Below are 9,675 nucleotides of genomic sequence, written 5' to 3'. Positions count from 1 at the left end.
CGCCTCGATTTCCGTCGTGCTGGCGGGCCATGCGTCGGCGCAGGAAAAGACCGTCAAGATCGGTGCGGTATTTCCATTGAGCGGCAACGCCGCCAGTGCCGGCGTCCATGCCAAGGCCGCGATCGAAGTCGCGATGGATATCATCAACAACCCCCATCCCGAGTTTGGCAATTTTCCGCTGGCGAAGAACGCCGGGCTCGCTGGTCTCGGTGGCGCCAAGGTCGAGGTGGTTTTCGCCGACAATCAGGGCAGCCCGGCAACCGGACAGAACCAGACCCTGCGGCTGATCACGGAAGAGAAGGTGGTGGCGATCACCGGCGCCTATCAGTCCGGCATCACGCTGACGGCGAGTGCGATTGCCGAGAAATATGGAATTCCTTTCGTCAACGGCGAGTCGGTTGCGGCCAACCTGACCGAACGCGGCTTCAAATGGTTCTTTCGCGTCACGCCGGTGGCCGCGGACTTTGCCAAGATCTATTACGAATTCCTCAGGGATATGAAGGCGGCCGGCGCGAAGACCGATAACGTCGCGCTGGTTCATGACAACACCGAATACGGCACTTCAGTCTCCAGCGTGATCACCAGCGCGTTCAAAGCAAATGGCCAGAGCATCGCGCTCGATATTGCCTATGCCGTCAATGCGACCGACGTACAGAGCCAGATATTGCAACTGAAGGAGAAGAAGCCCGACGTCGTGATCATGATCACCTACACCTCGGACGCCATCCTGTTTGCCAAGACCATGCAGGCGCTCGACTACAAACCGCCGATGATCATCGGCGACGACGCCGGATATTCCGATCCGTCCTTCATCAAGTCGGTCGGCAAGATTTCGCAAGGCGCGTTCAACCGCTCGTCGTGGAGCGTCGGCGCCCCCGGCTCGCCGACCGCGCTGATCGCCGAGATGTACAAGAAGAGAAGCGGCGACGAGATGGACGATACCGCCGCGCGCGAGATGCAGGGCTTCTTCGTGCTGTGCGATGCCATCGATCGCGCAGGCTCGACCGATCCCGCCAAGGTCCAGGCGGCGCTCAAGGCCACCGACCTCAAGCCCGAGCAGTTGATGATCGGCTACAAGGGCGTCAAGTTCGATGAGAAGGGCCAGAACGTGCTTGCGTCCGGCTTCATCATCCAGCTGCAGGACGGTGAAAACTACGTCGCAGTCTGGCCGAAGGCCGGCGCTCAAAAAGATCCTGTGCTGCCCTATAAGGGCTGGTGAGATCCAAAAAGGGCGGGGCTTGCGGTCCCGCCCTTTCTCGTTCCCGGCGTCAGCCGATCGGCCGGGACAAAAGCCCGCAAAGAACCCGACCCACGAGACTTAACCCGCAAGACTTGACGCCGGCATGTCCACTATCCTCGTCCAGGTGATTGTCGGCGGCCTGCTGCTGGGTGCGATTTACGCGCTGTTCTCCTCCGGACTGACGCTGGTCTGGGGCATGATGAACATCGTCAATTTCGCCCACGGCGATTTCGTCATGCTCGGCATGTATGTCGCCTTCGTGGTCTATACGCTGTTGGGCGCGGGGCCGCTATTGGGCGCGCCGCTCGCGGTGCTGGTGCTTGCGACGCTTGGGGTCATCGTCTATTTCGCCCTGATCCGCGAAATCATGAAAGGGCCGATGCTGGCCCAGATCCTCGGCACCTTCGGGCTGGCGCTGTTGCTGCGCTACTCGGTGTTCTGGTGGTTCGGCGCCAATTTCCTGTCGCTGCCGCAAGACATCGTCGGCGGCACCATCGTGATCGGGAGCTTGCGGATCGAAGCCTCGCGGCTATTGGCCGGCGTGGTCGCGTTGCTGGTGACGCTCGGTCTGCATCTGCTGCTGACGCGCACGTCACTGGGCTCGAAAATGCTGGCGGTGGCGGAAGATTCCACCGCGGCGCAACTGATGGGGATTCGGCCCGATACCATGCAGGCGATCGCCTGGGCGATCGCCGCCGGCGCTACCGGCCTTGCCGGCGCGCTGATTGCGACCTTCTTCTACATCGTGCCGACCGTCGGCGAGACCCTGGGCATCGTGGCCTTCGTCACGGTGTCGCTCGGCGGCTTCGGCAGCGTGCCCGGCGCGCTGGTGGCGGGACTCTTGATCGGGGTTATCGAGTCGCTGTCGGGCTATCTGATCGGGGCGGTCTACAAGGACATCGTGGTGTATTCGCTGTTCCTGGGTTTCCTCTGGTTCCGGCCGCAAGGCCTGATGGGCAAGACGTGATGCGGCACCTCGTGTGGGCCTCGGTGCTGCTGGCGCTGTTCATCGCCTTTCCGCTGGTGTTCTCCACGCCATTCCACCAGCGGCTCGGCGCGCTGGTCCTGCTCTATGCGATCGCGGCTTCGGCCTGGAACATCGTCGGCGGTTATGCCGGCCAGGTCTCGGTCGGGCATGTCGTGTTCTTCGGCTGCGGCGCCTACGCCGCGATGGGCGCCTATTCGCATTTCGGCCTGTCGCCACTGTTCGGCATTCCCGCCGGCATCGTGCTGGCGGTGGCGATATCGGCCGTGATCGGAGTGCCGACGCTGCGGCTATCGGGCCACTATTTCAGCATGGCGACGATTGCGGTCGCCGAACTCTGCAGGTTGGTCGTCACCAACACCGATTATCTCGGCGCAGGGGTCGGGCTCAGCGGCCCGACCGTGCCGCGCAACGTGTTCGATCTCTCCTTCATCTCGGCGCTGCCGTATTACTATTTGTTCCTGGCCATCCTGACGATCACGCTGTTGATCACCTGGTGGATGGCCAACAGCCGGATGGGATTTTATCTCCGCGCCATCAGGGATTCGGAGCGGGCGGCGCGCTCGCTCGGCGCGCCCGCAAGCCGCACCAAACTCTACGCCTTCATGCTGAGCGCGGGGCTAACCAGCGTCGCCGGCGCGCTCTATGCGATGATGTTCGGCTTCGTCGATCCGGAATCCGGGCTCGGCATCCTGATCTCGGTGAAGATGTTGATCATGGCAGCCCTCGGCGGCGCCGGGCTGTTGTTCGGGCCGCTGGTGGGTGCCGCGATCCTGGTGCCGCTGGAGGAGATCTCCAACAACCTTTTGGGCGGCAAGGGCGCGGGCCTGACCTTCGTCGTCTACGGCGCCATCATCGTGCTGATCGCGCGGTTCCAGCCGGGCGGCATCTTGACCTTGATCAAGCGACTCTGGGCCCGGCGCGGCAAAGCGCCGGAGCCGGCGGCAGCGGTGGGAGCTACCCATGCTCCTTGAGGCCCGCGACGTCACAAAAGCCTTCGGCAGCTTCAAGGCCGTGGATGCGGCCTCGGTGACGCTGGAGCAGGGCGATATACTCGGCCTGATCGGGCCGAACGGCGCCGGCAAGTCCACCTTCTTCAACTGCCTGACCGGCGACCTGCTGTCGACGTCCGGCAAGGTGTTTTTCGAAGGCCACGATATCACCGGCCTCTCGCCGGAGGCGCGCGCAGAGCTCGGCCTCGCGCGCACCTTCCAGGTGCCGCAGACGTTCGAGAGCCTGTCGGTATTGGAGAACGTCATGATCGGTGCGTTCCTGCGCACCTCCCATCGCCATGAGGCCGAGGCCCGCGCGCGCGCCGTGCTGGAGCGCGTCGGCATGGCGAGGCTCGCCGACGCACCGGCGCGGTCGCTCGGGACGCCCGGCCGCAAGCGGCTGGAGATCGCCCGTGCGCTCGCCACCGAGCCCAAGGTGTTGTTGCTCGATGAAGCGATGGCGGGCTTGACCCAGCGCGAGGTGCAGCTTGCCATCGATCTGGTGCGCGACATCCATCGGTCCGGCATCACGCTCGTCATTGTCGAGCACATCATGGAAGTCATCATGTCGCTGGCGAGCCGCGTGGTGGTGTTCCATCAGGGCCGCGAGATCGCGCGCGGCAGCCCGCGCGAGGTCACCGGCAATCCGGCCGTGATCGAAGCCTATCTCGGCAAGCGCGCCGCCAAGGCCGCCGCCGGCCACACCCCGGTCGAGCTGATGGGCGGCCCCGCGATATGACCGCGCCGTTGCTCAAGATCGAGCATCTCGAAGTCCGCTACGGCGACCTGATCGGCGTATCCGACGTGTCGCTCGAAGTGCCCGAGGGCAGCGTGGTCGCGCTGCTCGGCTCCAATGGCGGCGGCAAGACCACCACGCTGAACGCCATCGCCGGCCTGATCCCGGTGCATTCCGGCCAAATTGCGTTTCGCGGCGAGGGGATCGCCGGCGAGAGCGCGTTTTCGATCGTGCGCAAGGGGCTGGCGCTGTCGCCGGAGGGCTGGCGGTTGTTCGTGCAGCAAAGCGTCGAAAACAATCTCAGGCTCGGGGCGACGCCGCTACGCGACAAGGCGCGCACGGCGACCCTGCTCGAGCGGGTCTACGAATTCTTTCCAAAACTCGCCGAGCGGCGCAACCAGCGCGCCGGCACGATGTCCGGCGGCGAGCGGCAGATGCTGGCGGTCGGTCGCGCGCTGATGAGCGATCCAAAACTGCTGATGCTGGATGAGCCGTCGCTGGGGCTCGCGCCAGCGGTGGTCGAGTCGATGTACGAGACGTTCGGCCGGCTGCACAAGGAGGGGTTGACGATCCTGCTGGCGGAACAATCGATCGAGCTCGCGCTGGAGGTCTCGGATTTCGCCACCGTGCTGCAGGTCGGAAGAAGCGTGCTGTCCGGCACCGCCGTCGAACTCGCCAACGATCCGCAGGTGCAGAAGGTCTATCTCGGCACGGCGTGAGGCGGGTTTATTTCTTGCCGCGGCGGCTTGTGCGACGAACCGATGCGGCAGGTGGCGTCGTCTTCATCGCGGCTTCCAGCAACAGCAGCAGGCAGCCGCTCAGGCGGACTTCCATCTCCCGGTCGTGAATGGATAGCGGTCCGGGATCATTGAGGATGGCGTTGATCAGCGTGCCCAGCACCACCTGAAGGCCGAAGGCGATGGCCCGCGTCTTGGCAGCCTTGCCGCCTTTGCCCATGCTGTCGAGCAGGGCAGGGGTGGCCCGTTCGGCGGCGGCGCGCGCCAGGCCCTTGAACGTGTTCCAGCGGTCCGGCCGCGTATCGCCGTGCTGCAGGGCGGCGCGCAGCACTCCCTCATGGCTTCGGATCCAGTCGATGATCCGGCCGACGAGGAAACGGCAGCGCTCGGCAAGGCTGGCGTCCGCCAGCGGCGTTTGACCGGTCGTCCCCGACAGCCTGTGCGCGCCGTCGCGTGCAGCCAGCTCGAGCAGCATGTTGAAATAGGCTTCCTTGCTCTCGAACCGGCTGTAGAACGCGCCGACGGTGGCGCCGACCTTGGCGCATAGCGCCTCGATCGACAATTCGGCGAGGCTGCGCGTGCGCAGCATGTCGGCGCCTGCCTCGAGCAGGGCTGCCGTCATCTCCCGGCTGCGCTTCTGCCGCGATGGCATGACGCCGGGAAACTCGACATCCGTTTGGCGAGGCTGCATCGGACGTTGCACTCCCGGGCAAAATAATCATAATGATAATTCGGATTATGGTTTTTGGCAATGCGGGCCGGCATTCTTCGACCGGCGGATCGACCGCCGGCGGCATGAAAAGGGAGCAGAGGCATGAGCGCAGGCAGCGGCGATACCTTTGGAGGCACCATCGGCAAGACGGTGGCGAGCTCCAAACCGTGGTGGCCGGAGACACCGAAGCCGCCTAACGGCGCCCCCAACATCCTGGTGGTGCTGTTCGACGACGTCGGCTTCTCCGATTTCGGCTGCTACGGCTCGCCGATCAGGACGCCGACCATCGACCGGCTGGCTTCCGAGGGCCTGCGCTATTCGGGCTTCCACACCACCGCGATGTGTTCGACCACGCGCGCGGCATTGTTGACCGGACGCAATCATCATTCCGTCGGCGTCGGCTGCCTTGCCAATTTCGATTCCGGTTATCCCGGTTATCGCGGCAAGATCGCGCGCGAGGCGGGGACGCTTGCCGAAATGCTGCGGGCGCACACCTATCGCAATTACATGGTCGGCAAATGGCACGTCACGCCGCTGACCGAGAGTGGCGCGACCGGGCCGTTCGACGGCTGGCCGCTCGGCCGCGGTTTTGATCGCTTCTACGGTTTTCTCGACGCCGAGACCGACCAGTACGCCCCTGAGCTCGTCTCCGACAACACCCACATCGCTCCGCCCGGCAGCTACGCGGATGGCTATCACCTGACCGCGGACCTGGTCGACCAGTCGATCCGCTTCATCGCCGATCACATCGCCGACCGGCCCGATCTGCCCTGGCTGACCTGGCTTGCGTTTGGCGCCTGTCACGCGCCGCATCAGGCGCCGGCCGACATCATCAGAGGTTACGACGAGGTTTTCGCGCATGGCTGGGACGTCGAGCGCGAACAGCGCATGGCGCGGCAGAAGGCGATGGGGCTCGTGCCGCCGGAGACAGACATGCCCGCCCGCAATGACGGCGTGAAGGCCTGGGACGAACACAGCGCGGATGAGAGGCGGGTGTTCACGCGGCTGCAGGCGGCATTTGCCGGGATGCTCGATCACGCCGACCGGCAGCTGGCGAGGCTGATCGCGTTCTTGGAAAGAACAGGCGTCCGCGACAACACCCTCATTCTCGTGCTGTCGGATAATGGCGCGAGCCAGGAAGGGGGGCCGCTCGGCTATGTCAACGCCATGGGGCCATATAATTTGCGCCCCGAGCCGATCGCTGAAAAGCTGCGGCGGATCGAGGACATCGGCGGGCCGGACTCGCACACCAATTTCCCGCACGGCTGGGCGATGGCGTCCAACACACCACTCCGCCGCTACAAACAAAATACCCATGGCGGCGGCATCCGCGATCCCTTTGTCGTTTCATGGCCGAACCGGGTGCCGGCGAAGGGTGAATTACGTCATCAATTCGTGCACGCCAGCGATCTGGTACCGACCCTGCTCGAATTGGTCGGCGTCCCCGCGCCCAAGAACATTGCCGGCTGCGCGCAGATGCCGATCGAAGGCGAAAGCTTTGCCCGCTCGATCGCCGATGCTTCAGCACCGTCAAAATCATCGCCGCAATATTTCGAAATGTTCGGACATCGCGGCCTCTGGCACCGGGGATGGAAGGCGGTCGCCTATCATCCGCCGGGCAAGCCGTTCGAGGACGACAAATGGGAGCTGTTTCATCTCGACCGCGATTTTTCGGAAACCCACGATCTCGCTCGCCACGAGCCGGAGCGCCTGGCCGAGATGATAAAATGGTGGTGGCGCGAGGCCGAGAAGCACAACGTGCTGCCGCTCGACGACCGCTTCGCGGTGCGCTTTGCCGAAAACGCCACGCGCTTCCAGGGGGCGCGCAACCATTTTGTTTTCCATGCCGGCATGGGGCACGTGCCGACCGACGTCGCACCCGATGTGCGCAGCCGCAGCTACACCATCGAGGCCCACGTCGAGATCGGCGATAAGGCTTGCGAAGGCGTCCTGATCGCGCATGGCGATGCGACTTCGGGCTATAGCCTCTACGTCAAGGATGGGCTTCTGATGCACGATCTCAATATCGGCGGCGGCCATGAGATCGTGCGCTCGGATCGCAAGATTCCCAGCGGCACGCACAGGCTCGGCGTGCGTGTCGAACGCCTGGTGCGCGAGACGCCGCCGGCCAGGGGCGCCCGAACCGGGATTTCCAGCTATACGCTATTGATCGACGGCGAGCCCGCGGGCTCGCTGCAAACCCAGCTTGGATTCCACACGCTGATTTCGTGGTCCGGCCTCGACATCGGTCGCGATCGCTCAAGCCCTGTTTCGCATTACAAGGCGCCGTTCGAATTCACCGGGCGGTTGCTGCGCGTCACGGTGGCCATGCATGGCGACCAGAAGCTCGACGGCGACGGCGTCGGCAAAGCCGAGATGGCGCGGCAGTGAGGGGCCGGACTATTTGATCTTGTCGTAGGCGGTGGCGAAATCGGCCAGCGGCAGCGGAATGGTCATGGTTTCCTTTTGAAGGTTTTGAAACGCCACCTTCAGCTGCTTCCCCGTTCTCATGGCGGCCAGAAGGTCCGGCGCGATCGGGGTCGAGGCGTAGCAGCCTCTCGCTTCGCAGGTCTGGATCTGCAGATCGGCGGTCTTGCCGTCATCGACCTGCAGTTTGGCGCCGACCGGAAGATTGAGCCCAAGCGGCAGCTGCACCAGGACGACCGGCGCATGGCTATCGCTCGGCACGCGAATGTTGACCAGCACGATCAACTGGCCGGTCTTGCTGAGCACGGCGCTTTGCTCGATCGCGCATTCGAGCGGCGCCTCGCGGCTCGCACTGCTGCAGCGCGCGGCCCAGCCGGGCGGGGGCGCGGCATTGGCCGGCGGCGAGGTTTCGGCCGGGGGTGTTGCGGCCGGTGCCGGGGCTGTCTGCGCTGCGTGCGGAACGGCCTTGGACTTGGGTGCTTGCTGGGCGTGGCCGGGCGCGGTCAACGCGGCGAGGACGACCAGTACTGCAAGCCTTCTGGAAGTGTTCACCGGTCCCGCTCCGAGGTGAGTATTTCTGCGGATGTGCCGGCGAACCCCGGTCAAAGTCAAGTCATTCGGCGGCTTGCTTGATCGCACCTTGCTCGCTCGCGGCATCTTCCTGGTCGGCCGTCTCAGGTCGTCCCCAGCCGCCAAACCAGTTCGAGAGCCGGTCGAGATAGAGGTAAATCACGGGCGTCGTGAACAGCGTCAGCGCCTGACTGACGATCAGGCCGCCGACCATCGCGTAGCCGAGCGGTTGGCGGATTTCCGAGCCGATGCCGGTGCCGAGCGCCAGCGGAACGCCGCCGAGCAATGCGCACATCGTCGTCATCAGAATCGGGCGAAAGCGCAGACGGGCGGCCTCGTGGATCGCGTCTTCGGCGCTGAGCCCGCGCTTGCGCTCGCCGACCAGCGCGAAGTCGACCAGCATGATGCCGTTCTTCTTGACGATACCGATCAACAAGATGATCCCGATGATGCCGATCACGTCGAGCGGCATGCCGAACAGCATCAGGGTCAAGAGCGCCCCAAGCCCGGCCCCAGGCAACGTTGAGATGATCGTAATCGGGTGGATCGTGCTCTCATAGAGCATGCCGAGGATGATGTAGACGACGACGAGCGCCGCGGCGATTAGCGCCCGGCTCGCTCGCGAGCGAGGTCTGGAACGCCTGGGCGTTGCCCTGGAAGCTCGTCGCAATCGAAGCCGGCAGGTGCAGCTCTTTTGTGGCCTGCTGGATCGCCGTCACCGCCGCTCCGATAGAGACATTCGGTGGGAGGTTAAAGCTCAATGTTACCGACGGGAATTGGCCTTGGTGGTTGACCGCAATCGGTGCAACCGTCGAGGTGATCTTGGCGAACTCGCTGAGCGGCACCTCTTTGCCGCTGGACGATGTCGCATAAATGCGGCTGAGCGCGTTGGGCCCGAGCTGAAAATCGGGCTGGACTTCCAGGATCACGAAATACTGGTTGAGCCTCGTATAGATCCGCGCCGCGACCCTCTGGCCGAACGCATCGTAGAGGATCGAATCAACCACCGACGGGTTGATGCCGAGCCGCGAAGCGACATCGCGATTGATTTCGACCTTCAGCACCCGGCCCGCGCTCTGCTGGTCGCTGGCGACGCTCGTCAGTTGCGGCAGTCTTTGCAATTTCTGCAGCACGATGGGCGCCCAGTGATCGAGCTCCGGGCCGTCCACATCGACCAGCGTATATTGGTATTGGGTTTTCGAGAGGCGTGCGCCGATCGTGATGTCCTGCGCGGCCTGCATGTACAAGGTGATCCCTTCGACCGGCTGGAGCGCCT

At 64.2% G+C, this 9,675-nt stretch carries 8 protein-coding genes and 1 pseudogene; 6 read left to right on the top strand and 3 right to left on the bottom strand.

The genetic code is table 11. From position 1 onward, the window contains the following. The 5 genes from VK804_RS26765 to VK804_RS26745 form a co-directional block, all read left to right on the top strand. Positions 1 to 1,219 (top strand): ABC transporter substrate-binding protein (locus VK804_RS26765; RefSeq protein ID WP_325375836.1); only part of this gene is annotated, 1,219 nt, incomplete at its 5' end. A gap of 124 nt (positions 1,220 to 1,343) precedes the next feature. After that, the gene (locus tag VK804_RS26760; RefSeq protein ID WP_325375834.1) at positions 1,344 to 2,207 is read left to right on the top strand and encodes a branched-chain amino acid ABC transporter permease; all 864 of its coding nucleotides are present in this window, start codon (positions 1,344 to 1,346) and stop codon (positions 2,205 to 2,207) included. Next, positions 2,207 to 3,199 carry a branched-chain amino acid ABC transporter permease gene (locus VK804_RS26755; protein WP_325375832.1) on the top strand — a complete coding sequence of 331 codons (993 nt, stop codon included), beginning with the start codon at positions 2,207 to 2,209 and terminating at the stop codon, positions 3,197 to 3,199. The genes VK804_RS26760 and VK804_RS26755 overlap by 1 nt, the downstream gene beginning before the upstream one ends. Next, on the top strand, positions 3,189 to 3,956 hold the full coding sequence (locus tag VK804_RS26750; protein ID WP_325375830.1) for an ABC transporter ATP-binding protein: 768 nt from the start codon (positions 3,189 to 3,191) through the stop codon (positions 3,954 to 3,956). The genes VK804_RS26755 and VK804_RS26750 overlap by 11 nt, the downstream gene beginning before the upstream one ends. Beyond that, entirely contained in the window at positions 3,953 to 4,672 is a 720-nt protein-coding gene (locus tag VK804_RS26745) for an ABC transporter ATP-binding protein (protein ID WP_325375828.1), read from the top strand. Before VK804_RS26750 ends, VK804_RS26745 begins: the two co-directional genes overlap by 4 nt. Before the next feature lie 7 nt (positions 4,673 to 4,679). Here VK804_RS26745 and VK804_RS26740 read toward each other — a convergent pair whose 3' ends face one another. Further along, positions 4,680 to 5,381, bottom strand: a complete 702-nt coding sequence (locus tag VK804_RS26740) for a TetR/AcrR family transcriptional regulator (RefSeq protein ID WP_325375826.1) — start codon at positions 5,379 to 5,381, stop codon at positions 4,680 to 4,682. 123 nt (positions 5,382 to 5,504) lie between these two features. On the opposite strand from VK804_RS26740, the gene VK804_RS26735 reads away from it, so the two are divergent. After that, on the top strand, positions 5,505 to 7,793 hold the full coding sequence (locus VK804_RS26735) for an arylsulfatase (protein ID WP_325375824.1): 2,289 nt from the start codon (positions 5,505 to 5,507) through the stop codon (positions 7,791 to 7,793). 9 nt (positions 7,794 to 7,802) lie between these two features. Here the strand turns inward: VK804_RS26735 and VK804_RS26730 are convergent, their stop codons facing one another. Next, on the bottom strand, positions 7,803 to 8,381 hold the full coding sequence (locus VK804_RS26730; protein WP_325375822.1) for an invasion associated locus B family protein: 579 nt from the start codon (positions 8,379 to 8,381) through the stop codon (positions 7,803 to 7,805). Between the two features lie 61 nt (positions 8,382 to 8,442). Continuing rightward, positions 8,443 to 9,675, bottom strand: a pseudogene (locus VK804_RS26725) (efflux RND transporter permease subunit); the annotation flags it as partial.

The organism is Bradyrhizobium sp. (assembly GCF_035484855.1).
Taxonomy (GTDB): Bacteria; Pseudomonadota; Alphaproteobacteria; order Rhizobiales; family Xanthobacteraceae; genus Bradyrhizobium.
The sequence above is the reverse complement of the archived record's forward strand: the minus strand, read 5'-3'. Positions and strand labels throughout refer to the sequence as shown.